The organism is Acidobacteriota bacterium, assembly GCA_020853395.1.
Classification (GTDB): domain Bacteria; phylum Acidobacteriota; class Vicinamibacteria; order Vicinamibacterales; family SCN-69-37; genus JADYYY01.
Map to the genome: position 1 here is coordinate 179,064 of JADYYY010000011.1, position 25,837 is coordinate 204,900.

The 25,837-nt window shown below is 69.7% G+C and carries 19 protein-coding genes; 7 read left to right on the forward strand and 12 right to left on the reverse strand.

Translation table 11 applies throughout. The features are described from left to right. Positions 1 to 7: 7 nt before the first annotated feature. Positions 8 to 985, reverse strand: a complete 978-nt coding sequence (locus IT184_12090) for an SMP-30/gluconolactonase/LRE family protein (GenBank protein ID MCC7009546.1) — start codon at positions 983 to 985, stop codon at positions 8 to 10. Between the two features lie 1,001 nt (positions 986 to 1,986). Between IT184_12090 and glgP the strand changes: the two genes are divergently transcribed. From glgP to IT184_12105, 3 genes are all read left to right on the forward strand, one after another. Continuing rightward, positions 1,987 to 4,512 carry an alpha-glucan family phosphorylase gene (glgP, locus tag IT184_12095; protein ID MCC7009547.1) on the forward strand — a complete coding sequence of 842 codons (2,526 nt, stop codon included), beginning with the start codon at positions 1,987 to 1,989 and terminating at the stop codon, positions 4,510 to 4,512. Positions 4,513 to 4,621: 109 nt separating this feature from the next. Next, on the forward strand, positions 4,622 to 5,068 hold the full coding sequence (locus tag IT184_12100) for a pyridoxamine 5'-phosphate oxidase family protein (protein ID MCC7009548.1): 447 nt from the start codon (positions 4,622 to 4,624) through the stop codon (positions 5,066 to 5,068). Between the two features lie 43 nt (positions 5,069 to 5,111). Next, the gene (locus IT184_12105) at positions 5,112 to 6,302 is read left to right on the forward strand and encodes an amidohydrolase family protein (protein ID MCC7009549.1); all 1,191 of its coding nucleotides are present in this window, start codon (positions 5,112 to 5,114) and stop codon (positions 6,300 to 6,302) included. Between the two features lie 54 nt (positions 6,303 to 6,356). Here IT184_12105 and IT184_12110 read toward each other — a convergent pair whose 3' ends face one another. Beyond that, positions 6,357 to 6,701 carry an ABC transporter permease gene (locus IT184_12110; GenBank protein MCC7009550.1) on the reverse strand — a complete coding sequence of 115 codons (345 nt, stop codon included), beginning with the start codon at positions 6,699 to 6,701 and terminating at the stop codon, positions 6,357 to 6,359. Between the two features lie 61 nt (positions 6,702 to 6,762). On the opposite strand from IT184_12110, the gene IT184_12115 reads away from it, so the two are divergent. Next, complete coding sequence (locus IT184_12115; GenBank protein ID MCC7009551.1) at positions 6,763 to 7,725, forward strand: c-type cytochrome; 963 nt, start codon at positions 6,763 to 6,765, stop codon at positions 7,723 to 7,725. After that, the gene (locus IT184_12120; protein ID MCC7009552.1) at positions 7,722 to 9,443 is read left to right on the forward strand and encodes an acido-empty-quinoprotein group A; all 1,722 of its coding nucleotides are present in this window, start codon (positions 7,722 to 7,724) and stop codon (positions 9,441 to 9,443) included. The genes IT184_12115 and IT184_12120 overlap by 4 nt, the downstream gene beginning before the upstream one ends. 163 nt (positions 9,444 to 9,606) lie before the next feature. On the opposite strand, the gene IT184_12125 is transcribed toward IT184_12120, so the two are convergent. Then, positions 9,607 to 12,081, reverse strand: a complete 2,475-nt coding sequence (locus tag IT184_12125; protein MCC7009553.1) for a protein kinase — start codon at positions 12,079 to 12,081, stop codon at positions 9,607 to 9,609. A gap of 37 nt (positions 12,082 to 12,118) precedes the next feature. On the opposite strand from IT184_12125, the gene IT184_12130 reads away from it, so the two are divergent. After that, the gene (locus tag IT184_12130) at positions 12,119 to 13,105 is read left to right on the forward strand and encodes a PD40 domain-containing protein (protein MCC7009554.1); all 987 of its coding nucleotides are present in this window, start codon (positions 12,119 to 12,121) and stop codon (positions 13,103 to 13,105) included. Positions 13,106 to 13,139: 34 nt separating this feature from the next. Here the strand turns inward: IT184_12130 and IT184_12135 are convergent, their stop codons facing one another. The 3 genes from IT184_12135 to IT184_12145 all read right to left on the reverse strand — a co-directional run bounded on the left by IT184_12135 (position 13,140) and on the right by IT184_12145 (position 16,752). After that, positions 13,140 to 14,099 (reverse strand): glycerophosphodiester phosphodiesterase, encoded by a 960-nt coding sequence (locus tag IT184_12135; protein MCC7009555.1) that lies wholly within the window; start codon positions 14,097 to 14,099, stop codon positions 13,140 to 13,142. 25 nt (positions 14,100 to 14,124) lie between these two features. Then, positions 14,125 to 15,342 carry a glycosyltransferase family 1 protein gene (locus IT184_12140; protein MCC7009556.1) on the reverse strand — a complete coding sequence of 406 codons (1,218 nt, stop codon included), beginning with the start codon at positions 15,340 to 15,342 and terminating at the stop codon, positions 14,125 to 14,127. Positions 15,343 to 15,582: 240 nt separating this feature from the next. Beyond that, positions 15,583 to 16,752, reverse strand: coding sequence for a hypothetical protein (locus IT184_12145; GenBank protein MCC7009557.1), 1,170 nt, complete (start codon positions 16,750 to 16,752; stop codon positions 15,583 to 15,585). A gap of 233 nt (positions 16,753 to 16,985) precedes the next feature. Between IT184_12145 and IT184_12150 the strand changes: the two genes are divergently transcribed. Beyond that, a complete protein-coding gene (locus tag IT184_12150; protein MCC7009558.1) occupies positions 16,986 to 19,661 on the forward strand; it encodes a carbohydrate binding family 9 domain-containing protein in 2,676 nt (891 codons plus the stop codon). 9 nt (positions 19,662 to 19,670) lie between these two features. On the opposite strand, the gene IT184_12155 is transcribed toward IT184_12150, so the two are convergent. The 6 genes from IT184_12155 to dhaL all read right to left on the reverse strand — a co-directional run bounded on the left by IT184_12155 (position 19,671) and on the right by dhaL (position 25,836). Beyond that, positions 19,671 to 20,372 (reverse strand): alpha/beta fold hydrolase, encoded by a 702-nt coding sequence (locus tag IT184_12155; GenBank protein ID MCC7009559.1) that lies wholly within the window; start codon positions 20,370 to 20,372, stop codon positions 19,671 to 19,673. Positions 20,373 to 20,482: 110 nt separating this feature from the next. Then, complete coding sequence (locus tag IT184_12160) at positions 20,483 to 21,649, reverse strand: 6-bladed beta-propeller (protein MCC7009560.1); 1,167 nt, start codon at positions 21,647 to 21,649, stop codon at positions 20,483 to 20,485. Further along, the gene (locus IT184_12165; GenBank protein ID MCC7009561.1) at positions 21,649 to 22,740 is read right to left on the reverse strand and encodes a 6-bladed beta-propeller; all 1,092 of its coding nucleotides are present in this window, start codon (positions 22,738 to 22,740) and stop codon (positions 21,649 to 21,651) included. The genes IT184_12160 and IT184_12165 overlap by 1 nt, the downstream gene beginning before the upstream one ends. Positions 22,741 to 22,890: 150 nt before the next feature. Continuing rightward, positions 22,891 to 23,985, reverse strand: coding sequence for a 6-bladed beta-propeller (locus IT184_12170; GenBank protein MCC7009562.1), 1,095 nt, complete (start codon positions 23,983 to 23,985; stop codon positions 22,891 to 22,893). After that, the gene (locus tag IT184_12175; GenBank protein ID MCC7009563.1) at positions 23,985 to 25,067 is read right to left on the reverse strand and encodes a 6-bladed beta-propeller; all 1,083 of its coding nucleotides are present in this window, start codon (positions 25,065 to 25,067) and stop codon (positions 23,985 to 23,987) included. Before IT184_12175 ends, IT184_12170 begins: the two co-directional genes overlap by 1 nt. Positions 25,068 to 25,203: 136 nt before the next feature. Further along, entirely contained in the window at positions 25,204 to 25,836 is a 633-nt protein-coding gene (gene dhaL, locus IT184_12180; GenBank protein MCC7009564.1) for a dihydroxyacetone kinase subunit L, read from the reverse strand. Between the last annotated feature and the right edge of the window lies 1 nt (position 25,837).

Consider the following 25,837-nt stretch of genomic DNA (forward strand, 5'->3'; position numbering starts at 1 on the left):
CCGCCCGTTACCTCGGCCGTGCCGCGCCTCGCACCAGCGTGTCGATCGCGTACAACGACGTCCGCGCCGTCATGAAGAGCGTGCGCCCGTCCGGGCCGCCGAAGGCGAGGTTGGCCGCGCTTTCTGGCAGCAGCACGCGCGCGATGAGGACGCCGTTCGGTGAGAAGACCTGCACGCCGTCGCCGGAGCTCGTCCAGACGTTGCCCAGCTCATCGCAGCGGATGCCGTCCGGACTGCCCGGCGTGATGGACGCCAGCACGCGGCCTTGATCGAGCGTGCCGTCAGGGCGCACGGCGAAGGCGCGGATGCTCCGAGGCTTGCCGGAGTCGGCGACGTAGAGGACGTCCTCCTTCGGCGAGAACGCCAGCCCGTTCGGCTGGTCGGCGTCCCTGACGACTGCCGTCGCGCGCGACGTCGCCGGGTCGAACCGGTAGACGAAGTTGCCCGCCGTCTCCTGCTTGCGCGGCGCGAGGCCGTACGTCGGATCCGTGAACCAGATCGTGCCGTCGGACTTGACGACGACGTCGTTGGGCGAGCTCAGCTTGCGGCCGTCCACGGCGTCGAGCACCGTCACGATCCGCCCGTCCCTCTCCGTGCGCGCGATGCGGCCGCTGTGCTCGGCATGGAGCAGGCGGCCTTCGCGATCGAGCGTGTTGCCGTTCGTGTTGCCGCTCGGCGCGCGGAACGTGCGGACGCCGCCGGCCGCGTCCCAGCGCTTCAGCTCGTTCGCCGGGATGTCGCTGAACACGAGGTACCCGCCGGCAGGTTCGGCGACCCACACCGGTCCTTCGATGAACTGCAGCCCGCCACCGAGCTTGCGGACCGCCGCATTCTTCGCGAGCAGCTTCGACGCCTGTGCCTCGTCGACCCACTGCACGCCGGCCGGCGTCTGGATCGTCGCCGCGGCGGCGCCGACAAGACCGCCGACGATGGAGATGATGGGAAGGATGGGAAGGACGAGCAGGAGCGAGCGATGGCGTCTCATGCGGGCAATCTAGCACGGCGCAGGCATTGAGCCGTGCGGCTCGAGCCTTGCGCCGTACGCCTCGAGCCGTCAGCCGACGGGATTCACCTGTCGAGCCACCTGTTGAGAGGAGGCAGCGGGCCGACCGCCGGTGCGACTCTTCGTCCCCGCCGCCCCGCGAGCGCCACGCCGGCGGCCTTTGCCGTCCGCATTCGCTGGCTGACAGCCCGATCCTGGGGACCGCGCGGCCCAACTCGCCGGCCGCGCAGTCGGATTCGGAACCCGAACGGACCTGTTCGGGCGCTGAACAGCGCCCTTCTTCTCGTCGCGGCGTGAATCTGGAACGTGATCTCGTGATCCCGGCACCGTGGTGCGCTTTTTCTTCGCGTGAACGTCGCCGAGGCCGGTCGAGGACAAGTCCCTGAGCGCCAGCGAGATGCGGGCCGCACCGCCGCCGATCGCCCGATCCATCTTGGGTGTGCGCGTGATCGATCTTGGGTGTGCGCGCGATCCGTGTTGGATGTGTTCGCGATCGCTCTTGGGTATGCGCGCCATCGATCTTAGGTATGCGCGCGATCCGTGTCGGTATCACGCGATCCATGTCGAGTGTGTCCGCGATCCGTCTTGGGTGTGCGTGCGATCCATCTCGGGTCTGCCCGCGATCGGTCTTGGGTGTGCGTGCGATCCATCTCGGGTCTGCCGGCGATCGGTCTTGGGTGCGCGCGCGACCCGTCTTGGGTGTGCCCGCGATCCCTCTTGGATCTGCGCGCGACCCGTGTCGCGTGCGCCCGTCGCCCGACATGGCTGTGCGGGCGTTCAAGATGGGTGTACGCACCGTCTAAGATCGGTCTCCGTGAGATCCGTCACGGGTGACACGCGATCTGATGAAGGCTGCGTCCCGCAGCCATCATGGGTGTCGGCCCGATTCGCGACGAGCGTGCCGTGAGCCCGCAAGCCGTAAGCCCCGAGCCGCAACGCGCCCCAAGCCGTGAGCCTCCTACTCCCCGCAGTAGGATTGTGAAGTGTCCGCGTACCCGCCCGCCGCGGTCCGCCCGCTGCCGGAGCCGCTCGCGCGTCTGGCCGTGCACGCGCTCGACCTGCACTGGTCCTGGAACCATGCCGGTGACGAGCTCTGGAAACAACTCGACAGCGTTTTGTGGGAGCGGACGCGCAACCCCTGGCTGCTCCTCCAGTACGTCTCGCAGGCGCGGCTCGAGCGCCTTGCCGACGACGACGAGTTCCTGGGGTTGCTCGAGGCGCTCGACGAATCGCACGCGCGCTATCACGCGGCGCCGCCCTGGCGTCCGCCCGGCGCCGCGTCGGTGCCGCGCGTCGCGTACTTCAGCATGGAGTTCGGGCTCGACGAGGCCCTGCCGTTGTACGCCGGCGGGCTCGGCGTGCTCGCCGGCGACTTCCTGAAGACGGCGAGCGATCTCGGCCTGCCGGTCGTCGGCGTCGGCATCCTCTGGCAGCAGGGCTACTTCAGGCAGCTCATCGATGCGGCCGGCAGCCAGACCGAGCTCTATCCGTTCAACGATCCGGCGAGCCTGCCGGTGCAGCCGGTGATCGGCGCCGACGGCGCGCGCCTCCGCGTGGAGCTGAGCCTGCCCGGCCGCGTGCTCCGGCTGCGCGCATGGCAGGTCGTCGTCGGCCGGACGATGCTGTACCTGTTGGACAGCAACGATCCGCTCAACGCCGCGCCGGATCGCGGGTTGACCGGGACGCTGTACGGCGGCGGGCCCGAGATCCGCCTGATGCAGGAGATCGTGCTGGGCATTGGCGGATGGCGGCTGCTCGAAGCGGTCGGGGCGCTGCCGGAGATTTGCCATCTCAACGAAGGCCACGCCGCGTTCGTCGTCGTCGAGCGCGCGCGTGGCTACATGGAGCGGCACGGCGTCCGTTTTCACGAGGCGCTGTGGGCGACGCGCGCCGGCAACGTCTTCACCACGCATACCGCGGTGCCGGCGGGATTCGACACGTTCTCGATCGCCGACTTCGATCGGCAGCGGCTGTACTTTGAGCAGTACGTGCGGCGGCTCGGCGTGCCGTGGGCCGACGTCCTGTCGCTCGGGCGGCAGCATCCGGCCGACGATCGCGAGCCGTTCAACATGGCGTGGCTGGCCGTGCGCGGCTGCGCGTGGGTCAACGCGGTGAGCCGCCTTCACGGGGCGGTGAGCCGCCGGCTGTTCGCGGGCCTGTTCCCGCGGCGACCCGAGCCGGAAGTGCCGATCGGCTACATCACCAACGGCGTGCACATGCCGTCGTGGGATTCGCCGTGGACCGATGCGCTGTGGACGTCGGCCTCGGGCAAGGCGCGCTGGCGGGGCGACGTGTCGGCGCTCACGTCCGACATGGCGCGTATGCCCAACGAGGATCTGTGGAAGGTGCGCAACGCCGAGCGTCAGGATCTCGTGCGCTATGCGCGCGAGCGTCTCGCGCGGAAGCTCGCGCGGCACGACGAGACGGCCGCCGCCGTCGAGGCCGCGGATCGCGTGCTGCGGCCCGACGTGCTGACGATCGGATTCGCCCGGCGGTTCGCCAGCTACAAGCGCCCCAACCTGCTCCTGCACGATCCCGATCGGCTGCTGCGGCTCCTCGTGCGGTCCGGCATGCCGGTGCAGTTGATCGTCGCGGGCAAGGCGCATCCGCGGGACGTGCAGGCGAAGGCGCTCGTGGAGCAGTGGGTGCGGTTCGCCGCGAGGCCGTCCGCGCGCGCCTCGGTCGTCTTCCTCGAGGACTACGACATGCGGCTCGCGATGGAGCTCGTCCAGGGCGTCGACGTCTGGGTGAACACGCCACGGCGGCCGTGGGAAGCGTGCGGCACGAGCGGCATGAAGGTGCTGGTCAACGGCGGCTTGAATCTCTCGTCGCTCGACGGCTGGTGGGCGGAAGCCTTCGCACCGGAGGTGGGATGGGCCGTGGGCGTTGGTCCCGCACCGAACGACGAGGAGGCGGATCGGCGCGATGCGGACGCGCTCTACCGGATGCTCGAGGCAGACATCGTGCCGTGTTTCTACGATCGCGACACGGCCGGGCTGCCGCGTCGCTGGCTCGCGCGGATGCGTGCCAGCATGGCCACGCTCACGCCCCGGTTCAGCAGCGTGCGCATGCTGCAGGAGTACGTGACGGGCGCCTACGTGCCGGGCGCACGCGAGCTCGCCGAACGCACGGCCGACGGCACGCGGCTCGGCATCGATCTGGCGCGCTGGGCGCGCCGCCTCGCCGAGCACTGGTCAGCCATCCGGTTCGGTCCGGTGACGAGCCACACGGACGCCGGCGCGCTCACCGTGTCGGTGCCGATCTTCCTCGGCGCGATCGCGCCCGACGACGTGCGGGTGGAGCTGTACGCGGATCCGGCAGGCGAGTCCCCCGGCGCCGTCTGCGAGATGATGCGCGTCGCGGGAGCCGTGCCGGACGACGAGGCGCAGCATTACAGCGTCACGGTTCGCACGTCGCGCCCCGAGCGGGACTTCACGCCGCGCGTCGTGCCGTTTCACCCGGCCGCCGAGTTGCCGCTCGAGCTCCCGTTGATCGCCTGGGCGAAATGAGCGCTGGGTCGCTGCGGCCGTCGCCGGCTCGCGTCGGGTTCCGGCGCCGTGCGGTGCCTCGCGCGACGTCGTTCTCCGCCGGCGCGCCTCGCGCTACACTGCTGAGGCGATGATCGTTCGCGATCTGTCCGACGTCGAGTGCCGCCGGATGCTGGCCCGCAAGAGCCTCGCGCGGCTCGCCTGCGCGCGCGACGGCCAACCCTACCTCGTGCCGATCCTCTGCTACTTCGATCCCGAAGGCGGCTGTCTCTACAGCATCGCCGCCGAAGGGCAGAAGATCGCGTGGATGCGCGAGAACCCGAAAGTCTGCGTCGAGCTCAGCGAGATCACCGATCGCTTCAACTGGACGACCGTCCTGGTGTTCGGCCGGTTCGAGGAGCTGTCCGATCGACCCCAGCACGAGGCCGCGCGCCATCGCGCGCGCGCGCTGTTCGAGCAGCGCGAGGACTGGTGGTTTCCCGCCATGCAGAAGCCGGAGCCCGACGTGCCGGCTTCCGCGGTGATCTACCGCATCCGCATCGACGAGATGACGGGGCGCAAGGGACAACGAAGCTGAGGTGATCTGATCGCCTCGACGCGCGCGGTATCCTGTCTCCGCCATGCCGGTCGTCTTCACCAACGCCACGCTCATCCTCTCCGATCGACTCCTGCCCGACGGCGTGGTGGTGACGAGCAACGGGCGGATCCGCCAGGTCGGACGGCGCAAGGCGGTCGACGTGCCGAAGCGCGCCGAGATCGTGGACGCGCGCGGCGGCTACGTCGCGCCGGGGTTCGTCGACGTCCACGTGCACGGCGGCGCGGGCGCCGACTACATGGACGGCACCCCTGAGGCCGTCGTCACGGCGAACCGCTGCCACGCGCGCCACGGCACGACGACGATCTTTCCGACGACCACGACCGGCACGCCGCAGGAGATCGACGCGATGTTGCGGGCGTGCCTGGCGGTGAAGCAGGCGTGGACGCCGGCCGACGGCGCGCGCGTCGGCGGCGTGCACTTCTACGGGCCGTATTTCGCCGCCGACAAGGTCGGCTGCCATCCGAAGGCGGGCCGCCGCGATCCGGATCCGCGCGAATACCAGAAGCACTTCGCGCTCGGCATCGTTCGCATCGCGACGTGCGCGGCCGAGCTCACGGGCGCCGAGCGGTTCTGCCGCGACGCGCGCCGCCGGCGGTACCTCGTCACGTGCGGCCACTCGAATGCGAGCTGGGCCGAGATGGCCCGCGCGTTCGCCGCGGGCGTGCGACACGTCGATCACTTCTGGTGCGCGATGAGCTCGGTGCCGGGCGTGCGCCAGCGGCTCGGCTACCCGATGCAGGGGAGCATGGCCGAGTTCGTGCTGGCCAACGCCGAGATGAGCACCGAGGTGCTCGCCGACGGCCAGCACCTGGCGCCCGAGCTGCTCGAGTTCGCGTACCGGATGAAAGGCGCCGCGCGGCTCTGCCTCGTCACCGACGCCAGCCGCGCGGTCGACATGCCGCGCGGCCAGTACCGATTCGGCCCGCTGAAGAGCGGCGTGACCTTCCGGAGCAACGGCAAGGTCGGCCTCGAGGCGGGCGGCGGGCTGGCCAGCACGGTCGTCGGCATGGACGCGATGGTGCGGCAGATGAAGAAGGTCACGACCGCGAGCCTGCCCGAGATCGTGCGGATGGCCAGCCTCACGCCCGCCGAGCGCGTGGGCATCGACGACGAGGTCGGGAGCCTGTCGCCGGGCCGCCGGGCCGACGTGATCGTCTTGACCAAAGCGCTGGCCGTGCGGCGCGTGTTCCTCGGCGGCGTCGAGCTCGAGTGAGCGCGACGCCGCCGGTCGCGACGGCTCGGCGCGAGCGTCGCCCTGGCGCTCCCGCTAGCGTGCCACGCGCGGGTACACGCGCGATCCCACGACGACGAGCCCGACGGCCGCCGACGTGAGCACGGCGACGTCGACGGCCGCGCCGAACGCGCTCGGCACGTCGGGCACCATCAGCGCGCGCAGCAGGTCCGCTTCGTCGCTCAGCGGATTCACCGTGGCGATCGCCTGCAGCCATCCCGGCATGATCGAGAGCGGGTAGATCGCGTTGCTCGCGAAGAACAGCGGCAGGGTGGCGCTGGCACGGCCGGGTCGAGCAGCAGTGCCCGTCCCGATGCGGAATCTGGCGCGATTCGGCGGCCGGCACCGGCCTGCGAGTAAACGCGTTGCTGCCGCGATCAGTAGTGTCCGGTGGCGACTTGGCGTAGTCTGTTCTGGTCCCGATCACTCCTTCGAGGTGCCTATGCGTTCGAGCGTCAGTCTGACCGCCGGAGTCTGTCTCCTGGCGATGAGCATCGCGGCGGCGCCCGCCGCCCAGGGGCCGCCGGCACCGCAAGGCGCGGGCGGCGCCGCGGCCGCCGGCCGACAGGCCGGACCCGCCGGCGCGCAGGGCCGGGGGCGGCAGCAGGGGCCCGCCACCTTTCCGGCGCAACAGCGGCAGCTTCCTCCGGCTGACGTGATCGCGCGCGGGCGCGGGCTGTACGACGTGAATTGCCGGCTGTGCCACGGCGCCGATCTGCGCGGCGGCGACATGGGCGGCGTCAACCTGCTGCGGTCGGCGCTCGTCTTCAACGATCAGAACGGCGAGCTCATCAAGCCGGTCGTGCAGAACGGCCGCTCGAACCCGGGCATGCCGGCCATGCCGCCCTTCGCCCAGCTCACCGACGCCGACATCCAGGCGCTCGCCGGCTTCCTTCACAGCGTGCAGGCCACGATGCGCGGGCAGGGGAATCCGCCGGCGTCCGAGAAGCCGGTGGAGCTGAACATCGTCGTCGGCGACCCGAAGGCCGGGCAGGCCTACTTCCAGGCCAAGTGCAGCTCGTGTCACTCGGCGACCGGCGATCTGCGCGGCCTCGCCTCGCGCATTCCGGAACCGATGCAGTTGCAGACCGCCTGGGTCGCGGGCGGGGCGGGCGGCGGCCGCGGCGGCTTCGGTCGCGGCGGCGGCGAGGTCAAGCCGCCCACGCCGACGACCGTAACGGTGACGCTCGCCTCGGGCCAGACGTTCCAGGGCACGCTCATCCGCTACGACGATTTCGTCGTGTCGATGCGGCTCGCCGACGGCATCGAGAGGTCGTTCCGCCGGAACGGCGACGTGCCGAAGGTCGAGATCAAGGAGCCGAAAGCGCCGCACATCAAGCTGCTCCCGACCTACACGGACAAGGACATCCACGACGTAACGGCGTATCTGGTGACCCTCAAATGACCTTGAAGAAACTCGTACTCACGCTCTCGTTCGCGGCCGCGCCGGTCCTGATCCTCGGACAGGGCGCGCCGGCGGGTCAGGCCAGCGGTGCGCAAGGCGGTCTCGATCCGAAGGAGATCTACAAGCGGCTGTCGGATCAGTGGCTCACCTACTCGGGTGACTACACCGGCCAGCGCTACAGCGCGCTCACGCAGGTCAACCAGCAGACCGTGAAGAACCTCACGCTCGCGTGGACCGCGCGGATCACCGGCGGCGCGCCGGGCGGCGCAGCCGGCGGCGGCTTCGGCGGATTCGGCGGCGGCGGTGGCGCGCAGGCGCCCGTCGTCGTCGGCGGCGAAGGCACGGGCGAGTTCGCGGCCGGCGGCGGCGTCACCGTGAAGGGCAGCATCATCGTCCACGACGACGTGATGTACGTGACGGCGCCCGACAACACCTGGGCCATGGACGTGCGCGACGGCCGAGTGCTGTGGCGCTACTACTGGAAGACGCGCGGCGGCACGCACATCGGCCAGCGCGGCGCCGGGCTCTGGCACGACTACCTGTACTTCACGACGCCGGACAACTACCTCGTCTCCGTCGACGCGCGGACCGGCAAGGAGCGCTGGCACGTCGAGGTGTCCGACTTCGAAGAGCAGTACTTCACGACGTTCGCGCCGCACGTCATCGACAACCACGTGATCGTCGGCACCGGCAACGACCTCGACATGCCGGGGTTCCTGCAGTCGTTCGATCCGGAGACCGGCAAGCTGCAGTGGAAGTTCTACACCGTGCCGATGAGCGCGGGCGATCCGGGTCTCGACACGTGGCCGAATCTCGACGCCGCGCGTCACGGCGGTGGCCAGGTCTGGATCCCGGGCTCGTTCGATCCCGAGACCCGCTACTACATCTTCGGGACGGGCAACCCGACGCCCGGCTATACCGGACAGGGCCGCCCCGGCGACAACCTGTTCACCGGCTGCCTGATGGCCGTCCACGTCGATACGGGCAAGATGATCTGGTACTTCCAGACGTCGGCGCACGACACGCACGACTGGGACTCGGCGCAGACGCCCGTGCTCTGGGACGGCGTCATCGACGGCAAGCCGCGGAAGCTCGCGTCGACCGTCGCGCGCAACGGCTACTTCTACACGGTCGATCGCGTGACCGGCCAGCATCTCGTCACGCAGAAGCTCGGCACCTACACGAACTGGGCGAAGGAGATGCGGCCCACGGGCGTGATGGAGCCGAACCCTGCGAAGGAAGCGACGATCCCCGGCTCGCTCGTCTCGCCCGTCGAAGGCGGCGTCGTCAACTGGCCGCCGCCCGCCTACTCGCCCGACACGGGCCTGCTCTACTCGCAGGAGAAGAACGGCTTCAACCTGCTGTACCTCACCGAGCCCGATCCCCGCGGTTCGATGGGCCTGGGCGGCAAGGCGGTGGGCCAGGTGGGATCGGCGGGTGACTTCCTCGTCGGCCTCGATCCGAAGACCGGCAAGGTCGCGTGGCGCCACGCGTTCCCCGGTGGCGGCGGCGGAGGACTGCTCGTCACGGCCGGCCGCGTGCTGTTCTCAGGCGATGGCAGCGGCAACTTCGTGGCGTTCGACGCGACCAACGGCAAGCCGATCTGGCACTCGCGCATCGGCAACCCGTCGAACGCGGCGCAGACGTACCTCGTGGACGGCAAGCAGCACGTGCTCGTCGCCGTGGGCGACACGCTCTACGCGTTCGCGATGTACTGATCCGCCGTGGCGGGCGCGTCGCGAACGACGAGCCGCATAGGACGAGTCGCGGAACGACGCGCAGGACGCGGAGACGTCGGATTCCAAAGCGGCACTGGCGCGCGCGATGGCTTCGACCACGAAGCCGTCGCGCGCCCGTGCGCGCCGTGCCTCTCGACAGGCTCTACTGCAGTTGCTGTGCGTACGTGTTCCAGACCGGCTTGAACTCCGCCATGAACCGCGTGAACGCCGCGGTCTGGCGGATTCGATCGAAGCAGCGATCTCGCACGAAGGCGGGATAGGTCCTCAGCCCGGTATCCACGGTTTCGTGGAGCCAGCGGACGGCGGTGTCGGCATCCTTGCCGAGCGCGGCGACGCACGCACGAAGATAGGTCGCGTGATGGTACGTCTGTCCCTGCCGCTCCGTCGGAGGGAGATCCGGGAGGCGTGACCGGGCTTCGGCGTAGCGCCCTTCCCAGGCGAGCAGCAGCGCCTCAGCCCCCTTCGCGCCCGCATCGTTCGGATCCCTCGCGAGCACCTCGTCGATGAGGCGCCGGGCGTCGGCATGCCTGCCCGCGCCCGCGTAGTAGAGATAGGACCAGGCCACGGGCCTCGTCAGCTCGCGGTTGGCCGCGATGGCCTCGTCGTACATCGCGTTGATCCAGTACACGTTCGGGATCTCGGCCCGCGCGGCCTCGTTCGTGGGGTCGATCTCGAGAGCACGGCGAAGGAATCGGATGGCGGCTTCCGGGAGGCCCGCTTCGCTCAGAAGCTGCCCCATGTCGTAGTGCCCGACGTTGGGGTTGAGCGCCTGAGCCGCGCGCAGCGCCTTGTACGCGGCGACGAGCTGGTAGCCGCCTGACGGGCTGTTGAGCAGGCGGGCTCGCGCGACGTGAGACTCGGCGAGGTTCGGATCGAGCGCGTCGGCCCGGGCCAACGCTTCGCGGGCGCGGGTCTCGGCTGCGCGGTCTCCTTCGATCGCCGCGCGCCAGGCGTAGCCCAGCGCGATCTGCGCGTAGGCCAGGGCATAGCTCGGATCGATCGCCACGGCGCGCTCGAGCAGCTCGAGGCCCGGTTGAACGTTCCCGACCACGTTGGCCGATGCGGAGCCGATGGTGCTGAACGTCGCCACGCCCTTCAGGTAGTACTCGTAGGCTTCCGGGCTGGCCGTGAAGTGCCTGGCCAGCCGCTGGCGATCGGCCTCGTTCAGCCGCGGTCGCAGTTGAGCCACGACGTCGCGGGCGATCTCGTCCTCGACCGCGAAGATGTCGGCGAACGCGGTGTCGAACGTCTGCGTCCACAGGGTGCGTCCGTCGCTCACGCGCACGAGCGCCATGCTCACGCGGAGCCGATCGGCCGACCGCTGAATCGAGCCGTCGAGCACGGCGTCGACCGTGAGGGCGCGGGCGGCATCGAGCGCGTTCGTGTCGGGCGCCGCGTATCGCCGCACCGCGCTCGTCGGCCGCACCGTGATGCCTTCGATCTGTCCGAGCCGCATGATGATCGTGTCGGCGAGCCCGAGGCCGAGCTGCCGGTCGTCGCTCTGCTGCTCGTGGAGCGGCTTGAGCGGCAGCACCGCGAGCGACTGCACGATGGCCTCACCGCGGCGGCCGGGCAGCCATCGCGTCGCGACGCCCCAGACGACAAGGGGGAGGAGCACCACGGCGACGGCCGCGATGCCGGCGTGGCGCCGCCACCGTCGTGGCGCCGGCGCCGCGGCGCCCGTGTCCGCGCGCGGGTGCATCGCACGGCGCAGATCTGCCGCAAGGTCGCGCATCGTCTGATACCGCCGGCCCGGATCCTTCTCGAGCGCCCTGTCGACGATGGCGCGGAGATCGGCGGGGACGTCGGCCGGCAATGCCGGCGCCGGCTCGCTCGCGATCGCGTGCATCACCGCGACCGTGCTGGGCGCTCGGAAGGGACGATGACCGGCGAGCGCCTCGTACAGCACGATGCCGAAGGAGAAGATGTCGCTGCGGGCGTCGAGCCGCTGTCCGCCGACTTGTTCCGGAGACATGTAGCCGATCGTGCCGACGATCAGCCCTGGCTCGGTCCGCAGGTGCGTGGTCGTCACCGACTCCTCGGAGGCGTGCGGATCGGCCGTCAGCACCGCGAGGCCGAAGTCGGCGAGCTTGGCGTATCCGCTCCGGGTCACGAGGATGTTCTGCGGTTTGACGTCGCGGTGGAGGATGCCCGCGTCGTGCGCCGCCGCGAGGCCGTCGGCGACGCCCGAGAGCAGCTCGAGGATCTCGCGTTTCGAGCGGGAGGCGGCGCGAATCCACGTGGCGAGCGTGCCGCCGTCGGCGAACTCCGTGGCGAGATACGGATGCCCGTCCATGTCGCCGACCTCGTACACGGTCAGGATGTGGGGGTGATTCAGGGCCGAGGCCGCGACGGCTTCGCGCTCGAACCGCTGGCGCGACATGGGGTCGACGTCGCCGCGAAGGACTTTGATCGCCGCCGGCCGCCGCAGCCGCGTATCGCGGGCGCGAAACACCTGCCCGGCGCCGCCTTCACCCGCCAGGGCTTCGATCTCGTAGGCGCCGACGCGAGTGCCTGGCGTGAACGTCGTGGTGGGCTCCGGCGGAATTATATGCGTCGGGCCCGCCGCGCTCCGGCGGCCTGGCCGGCGGCGGTCGCGCGAAGGCCGCCGGCGCACGATTCTGCTACCATCGGGCCCTCCCGAGAGGTGAACCATGATCGGAAAGGCGCTGGCGATCGGCGCGGTGGGTCTGTTGATGTCGATGGGCCCGGCGATAGCGCGTCAGGCGGCACAGGGACAGCCTCGGCCGGCGCAGCCGCCGCGGTTCGCCAGCGAGATCCGCATCTTCGATCTCGCGACGAAGATCAGTCGGGTGGTGTACAAGGCCGAAGGCATCTGGGAAGCGCCCAACTGGTCGCGCGACGGCGCGTTCCTGCTCTCGAACTCCGGCGGCCGCCTGTACCGGATTCTGGCGGACGGCACGCGCGCGCCCGAGCCGCTGCCGCTCGATCCGAGCCTGCGCGCGAACAACGACCACGACTTCACGCGCGACGGCAAGTGGCTCGCGATCTCGGCGACGGCGCCCGGCGTCAACGGCTCCCAGATCTTCGTCGCGCACCCTGACGCGACCAACCATCGCGCCGTCGTCACCACTCCGCCCAGCTACTTCCACGGCTGGTCGCCCGACGGGAAGTGGCTGTCGTTCGTCGCCAATCGCGACAAGAAGCAGTACGACGTGTACCGCGTGCCGTTCGAGGGAGGGCCCGAAGAGCGCCTCACGATGGATCCGGCGAATGACGATGGGACGGACTACTCGCCGGATGGGAAGTGGATCTACTTCAACTCGCAGCGGGGCGGCGGCTGGAACATCTGGCGGATGCCGTCGACCGGCGCGGGCCCGAACGACGAACGCGCCGAGCGCGTCACCGACGACGAGTTCGAGGACTGGTTTCCGCACCCGTCGCCCGACGGCACGTCGCTGATCTTCCTCTCGTTTCCCGCGGGCACGAAGACGCACGACGATCGCAACCTGGCCGTGTGGATCCGGATGATCCCGATGCCGGGCGACGTCGTGGGAACCGTGTCGCCCGTGACGGTCGTCACGCTCACGGGCGGGCAGGGCACGATCAACGTCAACTCCTGGGCGCCGGACTCGCGGCGGTTCGCCTACGTCTCGTACATCGACAGGCAGCCGCAGTGACCGGCGGACGAGGCTCGCCGAGAGACCGGTCCCGCTATCGAACGTCTGGAAAATCGGTGAAGTACCCGTCCACGCCCAGCTCGACGAACTGGCGCACTTCGCGGCGCGGATCGCCGCCGTAGCTCGGCGACAGGAAGTCGCCGTCGCTCCGCATGGTCCACACGTGCACCAGCAGGCCGGCGGCGTGCGCGTCGCGCACGACCGTCGTCGCCGCGCGCGTCGTCCCGTCGGGTGCGACCGGCACGACGAGGCGCTTGTGCAGTCCGACGACGTCGGCCCAGGCGGCGATCGCCTCGAGCCGCGCCGGCGACGCGTCGGCGTGCTCGTCGAGCAGTTGGACGAGCCGCACCGGCGTCCGCGGACGCAGGTACTGCAGGCTCGACGGCTCGAACGACTGGACGAACACCGGCGACGTCTTGGCCGTCAGGCCGCGGCGCGCGAGCGCGTCGAGCAGCCGATCCTCGAGGGGCAGGCCGATGCCGCGGAAGTACGCCGGATGCTTGGTTTCCGGGTAGACGGCGATCTCGCGCCCGAGCTCGCGGCTCTTCTGCGCGGCGAGGTCGAGCACCTCGTCGAACGTCGGGACGAGGAACCGGCCGTCGTAGGCGTGCGACCGGAACGGCAGCCGCTCGTTCGCCCGCAGCGTGCGGACTTCGGCCAGCGTGAAGTCCTCGACGAACCAGCCGGTCACCTGCGTGCCGTCGATCGTCTTCGTCGTTCGGCGATCGGGAAACTTCGCGGCGGCGTCCGTCGTCGATCCGATCTCGTTCTCGTGCCGCGCGACGAGGATGCCGTCCTTCGTGCTCACGAGGTCCGGCTCGATCGCCTCGGCGCCCATGTCGATCGCGAGCGTGTAGCTCTCGATCGTGTGCTCGGGCCGGTATCCGGACGCGCCGCGATGCGCGATGACGAGCACTCGCGGGATGCCGGCCTGCGCGAGCGCCAAGGCCACGACTACGCCGTACAGCACGTTGCTCGAGAGCACGGGACGAATGATAGAGCACCATCAGCCGTCCGCGTCAGGCGGCCAGCGCCTCCGCGGCGACGTGGACGCCATCCCTCCGCACGCCGGCGGCAACGGATCGCGCGTGCGAGGCGACTGCAGGCTGGAGCGCGCGGTCGAGGGCGCTCGTCAGCGCCTCGACGGTGAGCTCTCCGGACGTGTGCGCGGCGCCGATGCCGAGCTCCTCCACGCGCCGTGCCCAGTAGTGCTGGTCGTACACCTGCGGGACGACGACGTGCGGCGCGCCGGCCAGCGCCGTGAGGCACGTGGTGCCGGCGCCGCCGTGATGGACCACGGCGGCGACACGCGGGAAAAGCGCCTGCAGGTTCGTGTCGCCGACGGCGAGGCAGTCCGGCTGGTTGTCGAGGAAGGGGAGATCGGCCCAGCCACGCGAGACGATCGCTCGCCGCCCGACGGCGCGAGCGGCCTCGAGACGCATCGTCACCGGGTCGAGATCTCGCGGCGGACGGGCGCTGCCGAAGCCGAAGTAGATCGGTGGCTCGCCCGCGTCGAGGAACGCGTCGACGTCGCGGGGAAGCGGGCGTTCGTCCGGCAGGATCCAGGCGCCAGTCTGGAACACGGGTTGAGCTTCGCGATCGGACCACGGGCCGAGCACGGGATCGGCCGCAAGCCACGGCCGGTCCGTGAACATGTAGCTGCGGACGTCGTGCACCGGCGACAGACCCATCGAGGTCCGATGCGCGTTGAGCGCGGGGCCGAACAGATCGTTGAAGCGTTCGGTGTCGCGCGCCCACAGTTCGCGGGTGTCAGCCGTTGCCGGCGGCGGTGCCTCCCCGGGAACGGGCGGCAGCACCGGAGGCGCGTGGTGCGGCGACGGCAGCACGTTCGGCGTATAGGCGGCGAACACGTAGCGGATGCCCATCCGCTCGGCGATCGATCGCGCGGCAATCTGCAGCGCCGTGGCCGCGACGATGGCGTCGCAGCCCTCGGCGGCAGCGGCGATGGTGTCGAACTGCGTGGCGACGCTGGCTTCCGCCATCTCGCGGCGCCGGTCGCGCGAGGGCGGCCCCGCGGGCGCCTCGGCCGCGGCCATCGCCGTCGGCAGGCGCGGGCCGATCGGCCTCACGTCGAGGCCGAAGCCTTCGATCCACTCGCGGAAGTCCGGCGGCACGCACACGCGCACCTGATGACCCCGCACCCTCAGCGTCAGGGCCAACGCGACCAAGGGCTGAACGTCTCCTCGCGACCCGATCGTCGACAGCAGCACGCGCATCGCACTTCCTTTCGGTTGAGCCACGGTGGCGGGTAATGTCCGGGCGGGCCGAATGCCGCCCGTCCAGTTCACGGCCGTGCATTCTGCGGCCGTGAACGGGGCTTGCCACAAGCGGATGCTGTCGGGCTATTGTTGTGTTGGGGGCGGACGCGAGAAGCTCGCTGGCGGCGGTTCACCCGCCGGCGCTTTCTCGATGAGCCTGCGCGACAGCCGTCACATGACGGTCGTGACCGGAGGACTTCAGGCGTCCGGACCGCCACGCGGCGCGATCGGCCGCGTCAATCCTTGAAGATCTCGCTGGAGAAGATGACGAGATAGTCTCTCCAGTTCTCCCACGTGTGACCGCCCGCGCTCTCCTTGAACACCGGCGTGAAGCCGTGCTTCTCGAGCAGCGCGACCGCGTTCTTCGTGTTCGCCATCGCCGAATCGTCGCGGCCCGTGCTGAACCAGAGCAGCTTCACGCCTTTTCGAAGCGAGGCGTTGTCGAGCACGGCGCGATTGGCGGCGTCGAACGTCTCGGCTGCCGAAGGCTGCCCCGCGCCGCCGCCCGACAGGCCGGCGCTGAACACGCCGATGTACGCGAACTTCTCCAGGTTGGGGATCGCGATGTTGAGCGTGTGGCCGCCGCCCATCGGACAGGCCGGCGATCGCGCGCGCATTCCGCTCGGCGCGGACGCGGTAGTGGGACTCGACGAAGGGGAGGATGTCGGCCATGAACTCGCGCACGAACTCCGTGCGCGCCTGCGGCGTGCCGCGTTCCGCGCCCGTGCGCGTGTGCCCGTCGGGCATCACGACGATCATCGGCCGCGCGCGCCCCGCCGCGATGAGGTTGTCGACGATGACGCCGGCGCGCCCGAGCGCGTTCCAGGACTGATCGCTGTCGCCGGATCCGTGGAGCAGGTAGAAGACGGGGTACCGCTGCGTGCCGGCGGTGTAGCCCGGCGGCGTGTAGACGTGCAGCCGGCGCGTGCGTCCCAGCACGGCCGACGGGTAGAACACCTCGGCGACCGCGCCGTGCGGGACGTCCTTCATGTCGGTCCACTCGCCGCCCGGGACCACCACCGTATTGCGGAGCCCGGCCGTCGTCTCGTTGATCGCCATGTTGGCCGGATCGACGACCGAAACGCCGTGCACGCCGAAGCTGTACTGGTAGACACCCGGCGCGAGCGGGCCGATCGTCGTCTCCCACACGCCGTTCGCCTGCTTCGTCATCTGCGGCGGTGCGCCGGACGGACCACGCAGCACGACGTCGGTCGCCTGCGGCGCGTACAGCCGGAACACGACGCGCCGATCGGGCAGGACTTCGGGCGAGACCACGACCGGAGCAGGCGCCGAGGCACCGCGGCCGGCTGACGGCGGCGCGGCCGGAGCAGGCGCGGCTCCCTGCGCGGCGATCAGCGCCGCTGGCATTCCGGCGATCAAGGCAGCAAAGCAGAGACCTGCAGCGGCGCGACCTCGCGTCATCGGCGTTCCCCCTGGAAGATCGTTCATTTTGCGCCAATCGACACGGCGGTTCAATCTCGGCATCTCGGCGTCTTCGGCTACCTCCGCGTTCGCGCAGGAGCCGCCGCGGCGGCGGGTTGCGAAGCGGTGGCCGCAGGCCCCGGCCGGAACCGGTGCGCGATGCCGCATACACTGTCGCGGTGTCGCGTCGAGCGAACCGCGCGTGTACCTGCCTGGCCGCCGCCTGGGCGGTCGTCGCGCCCGTGCGCATGACGTCCGTGGCGGCACAGGGCCACACGCCGCGCATCGCCGTCAGCGCCACGCGTGCGTCGAGGCCGCCGCTGCTCGATGGCCGGCTCACAGACGACTGCTGGGCGGCCGCCACACCGGTCTCGTCGTTCACCCAGCGCGATCCCAGCGAGGGGCAGCCGGCCAGCGAGCGGACGGAGGTGCGGATCGTCTACGACGACACCGCCGTGTACGTCGGCGCGCGCATGTACGACCGCGATCCCTCGGGGATCGGACGACGGCTCTCGGCGCGCGACGACGAGGCGGACGCCGATCAGTTCGGCATCCTGCTCGATCCGCGGCACGACCACGTCACCGGCGCCGGGTTCGTCGTGAGCGCCGCCGGCGTGCAGCGCGACTTCGCGCTGTCCAACGACAGCGAAGAGGATCGATCCTGGGACGCCGTGTGGCATTCGTCGGTGGCGATCGACGACGAGGGGTGGACGGCGGAGCTGAGGATCCCGTTCTCGCAGTTGCGCTTCGCGGCCGGCGATCATCAGACGTGGGGCGTCAACGCCGCGCGGTTCATCCGCCGCAAGAACGAGACCGCCTGGCTCGAGCTCGTGCCGAAGAACGAGCACGGCCAGGCGTCGCGCATGGCGCACCTCACCGGCATCGACCGCGTCCGCCCGGCGCGGCACGTCGAGGTCGTGCCCTACACGGCGGCGAGCGCCGAGTACGTGCAACCCGAACGCGCCGGCGATCCCTTCAACGACGGCTCGCGCCAATTCGGCCGCGTCGGCTTCGATCTCAAGGCCAGCGTGATGCGCGGCCTCACGCTCGACGTCTCGGTCAACCCGGACTTCGGCCAGGCCGAGGTGGATCCTGCGGTGGTCAACCTCACGGCGTTCGAGACGTTCTTCGAGGAGAAGCGCCGCTTCTTCATCGAGGGATCGGAGATCTTCGGCAACTTCGGCCGCCGGGGCGCGGATCTGTCGTTCGGGTTCAACACCGCCGACCCGGGGCTCTTCTACACGCGGCGCATCGGCCGCGCGCCGACCGGCGATGCCGACGGGGACTTCGTGGACCGTCCGCGCGCCACGACCATCCTGGGCGCCGGCCGCCTCACGGGCAAGACGCCGGGCGGCTGGAGCATCGGCCTCGTCGAAGCCGTCACCGGCCGGTCGCGCGCGCGCGTCATGGAGGCGGGCGTCACGGCGCGCACCGACGTCGAGCCAGCGGCCAACTACGCGGTCGCTCGCGTGCAGCGCGACTTCGCGCGCGGCGGCGCCGGCGTGCTCGCCACGTCGGTCGTCCGCCGTTTCTCCGATTCCCGCCTCGCCGATGCGCTGCCCGCGCACGCGTTCGTCGTCGGCGGTGACGGATTCTGGTACGTGGACGCCAGCCGCGACTGGGTCGTCAACGGCAAGCTGTCGGGCAGCCACGTCTCCGGCAGCGAGGCGGCGATCGCGCGCCTGCAGCGGGCGCCGCAGCGCTACTACCAGCGTCCGGACGCCCCGCACGTGACGTTCGACCCGACGCGGACGTCGCTCGATGGGTTCGCCGGCCGCGTGAACCTCACGCGGAACAACGGCGCGTGGCGCGTTCACGCGTCGCTCTGGGGCGTGAGCCCAGGGTTCGAGTCGAACGATCTCGGCTTCCAGGACGTGGCCGATCGCTTCGGCGGCCACGGCGTGGTGTTGTGGCGCGACACGACGCCGGGCCGGTTCGCGCGCGAGCGCTCGTTCTGGGTGGCGCGCGCCGGCGGCTGGAACTTCAACCGCGACGTCGTCAGCAACCTGTGGTTCAGTTGCGGCGACGTCCAGTGGGTCACCTACTGGAGCACCGGTGGGTGCGGCGCGCGGTTCGCGCGCGTGCTGGACGACCGGCTGACCCGCGGCGGCGCGCTCGCCGTCGGACCGGAGGCCTGGTTCGTCAACGGGCGCGTCTTCAGCGACGAGCGGAAGGCCGTCTCCATGGGGCTCATGGTCGAGACGTCGCACGACGAGTTCGGTGGCGGCGGCCAGAGCGTGGACCTGTTCGCGAACGTCAAGCCCAGCCCGTCGCTCACGGTCTCGATCGGCCCGTCGTTCGTGCGGTCGCGATCCGCTGCGCAGTACGTCGAGACCGCGGAGGATGCCGCGGCGGCGGCGACGTTCGGCCGCCGCGACGTGTTCGCGCGCCTGCGTCAGACGCAAGTCCGCGTCGGCACCCGGGTGAGCTACATCATCGGCCCGCGCGCCTCGCTCCAGTTCTACATGGAGCCGCTGCTCGCCGCCGGCGCGTACGGCCCGTTCAAGGAGCTCGCGCGGCCGCGCACGTTCGACTTCCTCGAGTACGGCACGGGTGCCTCGACGCTGGCGTTCGATCCGATCGCGCGCGAGTACGAGGCCGATCCCGACGGCGCGGGGACGGCCCTGCCGTTCTCTTTCGGCGATCCCGACTTCAACTACAAGTCGTTCAAAGTGAACGCCGTCTTGCGCTGGGAGTTCCGTCCGGGGTCGACCATCTACCTGGTCTGGACCCAGCAGCGCGAGGACACCAGCCGTCCGGGCCGCTTCGCCTTCCGGCGCGACGCGGGCACGCTCTTCGCCGCGCCGGCAGACGATGTCGTGCTCGTGAAGATGACGTATTGGCTCGGCCGGTGACGGCTGCCGTCACCGTCGCGTGCGGCCGAGCACCCACCGGATGCCGCGGGCGATCGACTCGATGTACTTCGCGGTGTCGTAGTGGCGCAGGCCCGTGAGCGCCTCGAAGCGGATCTCCCGCTTCAGACGCTGAAGGTCGCGGACGGCGCGCTCGGTGGGCGCGAACGGCACCACCTCGTCGTCGCGGCTGTGGACGACGTAGGTCGGCACCGGCGCGAGCGTGTCGATCGGCTGGTCACCCGGCGAGCCCGCGGCGATCACCGCGCCCGTGACGACCGCCGCGTGGCGCGCCGACAGGAACCACGCGCCTCGCGCGCCCATGCTGAACCCCACCACGATCACACGTCGTCGATCGATCGCGACCTCGCCCATCACGTGGTCGACGAGTGCGAGCACTGCACGTTCTGCCGCCGGGTCGGTCCAGGCGTTGGCCGGGCAATCGGGCGCGACGATGACCGCATCGAGCGGAGCGACGGCGGGACCGACGACCTGTTCGACGAACGCGGCGCCGTAGTACGGAAACCGAGGTCCGCCGGGATGGAGCGCTAGCACGAGCGGGCGCCCCGAGCGCGGGCCGCCTTTCGGCGGCAGCGAGAGCGCGTACCGCAGCGGCTCGGCGCCGTCGACGCGAAGCGTCAGGCGCTCGACGCCGGACGTCGAGGGCTGAGACAGCAGCAGGAGCGAGACGAGGACGAGCGACCCCGTCGCCATCGAAGCTGAGATGGTATCTCCGTCGCGATGAAAGAAGAAGGGCCTGGAGGCGGTGCCTCCAGGCCCTCGGGTCGCGACCTCGCGATGCGAGGTGCTCGGATCGGCGACGGCTACTTGAGCGTGAGCTTCTGCACGCGCCAGTTCATCAGCTCGGCGACGTACAAGGTGTTCGGATCGCGGCAGTCGATGGCGTTGACCATGCCGAACTCCTTGAACTGCTTGCCGGCCTTGCCGAAGCGGCCGACGATCGTGCCGTCGAGCTCCATCTTGTAGATCTCGCCGTTGAGGAACGGGTCCTCGGTCGGGTTGGAGTTGGAGCTGAAGAGGTACTGGTGCGCGCCGGGCGAGATGCAGATGGCGCGCGGCGCGCCCACGTTCGTGAACTGCGTCTTGAACGTGCCGTCGTTGTCGAACACCTGGATGCGCTTGTTGCCCATGTCGGCGACGTAGACGTTGCCCTGCGCGTCGACGGCGATGGAGTGGGGGATGTTGAACTGGCCGGGTTCGGAACCGGTCGAGCCCCAGGACTTGGCGAACCGCCCCGTCTTGTCGAACTTCGCGATGCGGGCGTTGGTGTAGCCGTCGGCGATGAAGATGTTGCCGGCCGCGTCCCACGCCACGTCCGTGGGCTGGTTGAAGTTGTCTCCGGGTGTGCCAGCGCCGGGCGTTCCGCCGCCGCGACCGCCACCGCCGCCGCCGCGGGCGGCACCCGGAGCCCCGCCACCTGGAGCCCCAGCACCGGGAGCTCCGGCACCGGGAGCGGCGCCACCGCCGCCACCACGGCCGCCACCGCCACCAGCGCTGCTACCGACCTCGCCGACCGCTTCTGGCCTGCGGCCCAGCGTCATGAGGACGCGGCCAGACGGATCGAACTTGGCGACCACCCTCGACGCGCGGTCCACCACCCAGAAATTGTTCTGGGGGTCGACCCTGACGCCCTGGGCGAACAGGAAGGAGTAGGGGCGCCCGGTGGGGCCGGTGCCGATCTCGCGCAGGAACTTCCCGGAGCGGTCGAACTCCAGCAGGCGCGCGCCGCCGTTGATGTACGTGCGCGAGGCCCCGATGGTGGCGTTCGGGCCGCCCCCTCGGTAGTAGACCCAGATGTTGCCCGTGGAAGTGGTGGCCACGCCGGCCACCTCGCCGAAGTGGATGTCGTCCGGCAGCTTCAGGAAATCACCCGCGGACTCGAACGAGATTTCCTTCTGCTGGGCGGAGAGCGGGCTGCCGAACAACGAGCCGGCCAGCGCCAGCGTGACTGCGATACGTGAGGACTTCATTACCTGCCCCCTTGAGCGGCGGTGGGGTACAGGATGAACTTCTGCAGGCGCCACTGCGTGATTTCGGTGGTCAGGATCTCGTTCTCGGCGCTGCAGTCGAGCCCGTGTACCGTGCCGAACTGCCCCTGCTCCTTGCCCGGGATGCCGAACTTGCCGAGCACGGTGCCGTCGGTCCGCATCTTGAAGATCTGACCGGTGACCTCGTGGATCGGCGTGTTCTGGTTGTCGGGGTTGGAGTTGGAGGTGTAGAGATACCCGGCGGGGCTGATGCACAACGACCAGGGCGCGCCGACGTGATCGAACGTCGTCTTGTAGTTCAGATCGTTGTCGAACACCACGATGCGCCGGTCGCTGCGGCTGCCGCCGTACACGTTGCCCTGCGCGTCGACGGCAATGGCATGGAGCAGGGTGAACTGGCCGGGGCCCGAGCCGCGCGTGCCGACCTGCTTGATGAACTTGCCGTACTTGTCGTACTTGGCGATGCGCGAGTTGACGTAGCCGTCGGCGACGAAGATGTTGCCGGCCGCGTCGAACGCGACGTCGGTCGGGCGATTGTAGATGTAGGGCGGGGCCGGATCGAGCGCGCCCAGCGACGACACCAGCCCGCCCATCGGCCACTCGTCCCGGCGGCCCAGCACCATCGTCACGCGCCCCTGCGGGTTGAACTTGATGATCGAGTTGGCGCCCTCGTCGATCACCCAGATGTTGTCCTGGGCATCGACGCGCACGCCGTGACAGAACACGTGGCCGTAGAGCTCCTTCCCGATCTCGCGCACGTAGTTGCCCTTCGGGTCGAACTCGAAGGTCTTCGTCTGCTGGGCGCAGGTGTTGACGAAGATGTGCCCCTTGGAATTGCGGGCGACGCCGATGCCTTCGCCCAGGTACACGTTCGGCGCCATCTTCATGAAGTCGCGCACGACCTCGTACTTGATGTCGGGCGCATCGATGGCCTTGGGCCGGAGCTGCAACTGCTGCGGCGTCAGTTGGTCGGGCGGCGTCCGAACCAACGGTATCTGGGCGAACAGGGTGGTGGCGGCGGTGGCAGAGAGCGCCAACGCCGCAGCCACCAGGCTAGAGCGACGTGTGTTCATGGGGCACCTCGGAATAGTGCGAAATGTAGCACCGTGCGCCGTCAACGACAACACGATGCCAAGGCGAGGCTGTGAGGCGGCGTCAAAGGGCGAGGGCCTGGAGCGCACTCCAGGCCCTCGGCGTCTCGCGCGGCAACGTGCGGCGATCCTCTACTTGAGGGTGAGCTTCTGCACGCGCCAGTTCATCATCTCGGCGACGTACAAGGTGTTCGGTTCGCGGCAGTCGATGGCGTTGACCATGCCGAACTCCTTGAACTGCTTGCCGGCCTTGCCGAAGCGGCCGACGATCGTGCCGTCGAGCTGCATCTTGTAGATCTCGCCGTCGAGGAACGGGTCCTCGGTCGGGTTGGAGTTGGAGCTGAAGAGGAACGGCTGCGCGCCCGGCGAGATGCAGATGGCGCGCGGCGCGCCCACGTTCTTGAACTCGGTCTTGTACGTGCCGTCGTTGTCGAACACCTGGATGCGGTTGTTGCCCATGTCCGCCACGTAGACCATGCCCCGGGCATCGACCGCGATGGAGGCGGGAACGTTGAACTGGCCGGGGCCGGAACCGGTCGCGCCCCACGACTTGATGAACTTCCCGTTCTTGTCGAACTTCGCGACGCGGGCGTTCCCGTAGCCGTCGGGAATGAAGATGTTGCCCGCCGCGTCCCAGGCCACGTCCAGCGGCTGGTTGAAGTTGTCGCCCGGCACGCCGGATCCCGGAGGGCCGGACGCGCGGCCGAACACGCCGCTGCTGCCGAGCTCACCGATCGCCTCGAGCCTGCGGCCGAGCGTCAGCAGGACCTTGCCGGATTGATCGAACTTCACGACCATCCTCGAGGCGCGGTCCACGATCCAGATGTTGTTCTGCGGATCCACCCGGACGCCCTGCGCGAACAGGAACGCGTAGGGGCGCTCGTTCTCGACGGTGCCGACCTCGCGCAGGAACTTCCCGGTGCGATCGAACTCGAGCAGGCGCGGGCCGCCGGCGATGTAGACGCGCGACGCGCCCACGATCGCGTTCGGGCCTCCACTCTGGTAGTAGACCCAGATGTTGCCCGCGGCCGTGGTGGCCACGCCGGCCACTTCGCCGAAGTGGACGTCGGGCGGCAGCTTCAGGAAGTCACCGGCGGACTCGAACGCGATTTCGCGCGGCTGGGCCTGGGCGGACACCGCCCTCGAGACCAGCGAGTCCGAGAAGAGCGCGCCGGCGAACGCTAGCGTCGCCGCGAGGCCTGTGGCTGCGAGTCGTGCGGATGTCATTACTTGCCCCCTTGAGCCGCGGTGGGGTGCAGGATGAACTTCTGCATCCGCCATTCGACGATTTCCGTGGTCAGAATCTCGTTCGGCACGCTGCAGTCGATCCCGTGGACCGTGCTGAACTGCCCCTGCTCCTTGCCGGGCACGCCGAACTTGCCGAGCACCGTCCCGTCGAGCTCCATCTTGAAGATCTGGCCGCTGGCCTTGTGGAGCTCGGTGTCCTGCGAGTCGGGGTTGGAGTTGGACGTGTAGAGGTACTGGTGGCCCGGACCGGGCGTGATGCAGAGCGACCACGGCGCGCCCACGTGATCGAACGTCGTCTTGTAGTTCAGGTCGTTGTCGAACACGACGATCCGCTGGTCGCTGCGGCTGCCGCCGTAGACGTTGCCCTGCGCGTCCACGGCGATGGCGTGCAGCAGGTTGAACTGACCCGGCCCGGATCCGCGCGTGCCGACCTGCTTGATGAACTTGCCGTACTTGTCGTACTTGGCGATGCGCGAGTTGACGTAGCCGTCGGCGACGAAGATGTTGCCGGCCGCATCGAACGCGACGTCCGTCGGGCGATTGAAGACATAGGGCGGCGCCGGGCTGAGCTCCTTCACCGCGGGCTCCATCCCGTTGTAGGGGAACCCGATCCGGCGCCCCATCGTCATCACCACCCGCCCCTCGGGGTTGTACTTGATGAGCATGTTGGCGCCCTCGTCGATCACCCAGATGTTGTCCTGGGCATCGACGCGGATGCCGTGGCAGAAGACGTGGCCGTAGGAGTCTTTCCCGATCTCCCGCACGTAGTTGCCGTTCTGGTCGAACTCGAAATTGCGCGTCTGCTGCGCGCAGGTGTTGACGAAGATGCGCCCCTTCGAGTTGCGTGCGACGCCGATGCCTTCGCCCATGAACACGTTGGGCGGCAGCTTCATGAAGTCGCGGACGACTTCGTACTTGATATCGGGCGCGTTGATCGCCTTGGGAAGCAGCCTCTGCGCGGCTGGCGTGAGGACGATCCCGCCAGGGGCCGTCGCTGGGGCCTGGGCACCGCCGCCGGCAGGGGCCTGGCCCTGGGCGGCCACTGTGACGACGCCGGACATGGCCAGCGCCGCGGCCACCAGACTAAAGCCACGTGTTCTCATGTGTCACCTCGGAATCACTGCGAAATGTAGCACCGCAGGTCGCAAACGACAACACGACGCGGCGCGCGAGCGACGCGTCGTGAGCAGAGATCGGCTACGCGCGCCAGGTGTTCGCCGCCGTCTTGAACAGCAGCGCCGTCGCCGTCGCGCCAGCGTCCTGATGCCCGATGCTGCGCTCTCCCAGATAGCTGCCGCGGCCTTTGCGCGCCTGCATGTCGACCGTTGCGCGCATGCCTGCGTCGGCCGCCGCCGCGCCCCGTTCCAGCACGTCGGCCAGGCCGCCTCCAGCGTCCAGGGCGCTGCGCATCGCATCCACGGCCGGCAGCCAGGCGTCCATCATCGTCTTGTCGCCGAGCGCGGCTTTGCCCCGCTGCTGGAGGCCTTCGACGCCAGCCTGAAAGAGCGCGACGACGTCGGCAGGCCCCAACTCGGCCTTGCCGGCGCACGTCGCGCCGGCACGCAAGAAGAACGTGCCCAGCAACGGGCCCGAGCTGCCGCCCATCGTCTTGATGAGGACGGTCGCCACGTTCTGAAAGGCCGTGCGGATGTCGGCGGGAGGGTTCGCGGTCAGCTCGGCCTGGACGGCCGTGAAGCCGCGGTCCAGGCTGATGCCGAAGTCGCCGTCGCCGACGGCTGAGTCCAGATCGGTGAGGTACTGGCGGTTGTCTGCGAACACCTGGTGCAGCGCAGCGAGCCAGCGCAGCACGTCCTGAGTGCTGACGGCCATG

Bases quoted from the DNA above. Each gene is read 5' to 3' on its own strand.
- IT184_12090 (MCC7009546.1), bottom strand. From the start codon at position 985: ATGAGACGCCATCGCTCGCTCCTGCTCGTCCTTCCCATCCTTCCCATC.
- IT184_12100 (MCC7009548.1), top strand. From the start codon at position 4,622: ATGATCGTTCGCGATCTGTCCGACGTCGAGTGCCGCCGGATGCTGGCC.
- IT184_12105 (MCC7009549.1), top strand. From the start codon at position 5,112: ATGCCGGTCGTCTTCACCAACGCCACGCTCATCCTCTCCGATCGACTC.
- IT184_12115 (MCC7009551.1), top strand. From the start codon at position 6,763: ATGCGTTCGAGCGTCAGTCTGACCGCCGGAGTCTGTCTCCTGGCGATG.
- IT184_12120 (MCC7009552.1), top strand. From the start codon at position 7,722: ATGACCTTGAAGAAACTCGTACTCACGCTCTCGTTCGCGGCCGCGCCG.
- IT184_12130 (MCC7009554.1), top strand. From the start codon at position 12,119: ATGATCGGAAAGGCGCTGGCGATCGGCGCGGTGGGTCTGTTGATGTCG.
- IT184_12140 (MCC7009556.1), bottom strand. From the start codon at position 15,342: ATGCGCGTGCTGCTGTCGACGATCGGGTCGCGAGGAGACGTTCAGCCC.
- IT184_12145 (MCC7009557.1), bottom strand. From the start codon at position 16,752: ATGCCAGCGGCGCTGATCGCCGCGCAGGGAGCCGCGCCTGCTCCGGCC.
- IT184_12155 (MCC7009559.1), bottom strand. From the start codon at position 20,372: ATGGCGACGGGGTCGCTCGTCCTCGTCTCGCTCCTGCTGCTGTCTCAG.
- IT184_12160 (MCC7009560.1), bottom strand. From the start codon at position 21,649: ATGAAGTCCTCACGTATCGCAGTCACGCTGGCGCTGGCCGGCTCGTTG.
- IT184_12165 (MCC7009561.1), bottom strand. From the start codon at position 22,740: ATGAACACACGTCGCTCTAGCCTGGTGGCTGCGGCGTTGGCGCTCTCT.
- IT184_12170 (MCC7009562.1), bottom strand. From the start codon at position 23,985: ATGACATCCGCACGACTCGCAGCCACAGGCCTCGCGGCGACGCTAGCG.
- IT184_12175 (MCC7009563.1), bottom strand. From the start codon at position 25,067: ATGTCCGGCGTCGTCACAGTGGCCGCCCAGGGCCAGGCCCCTGCCGGC.
- dhaL (MCC7009564.1), bottom strand. From the start codon at position 25,836: ATGGCCGTCAGCACTCAGGACGTGCTGCGCTGGCTCGCTGCGCTGCAC.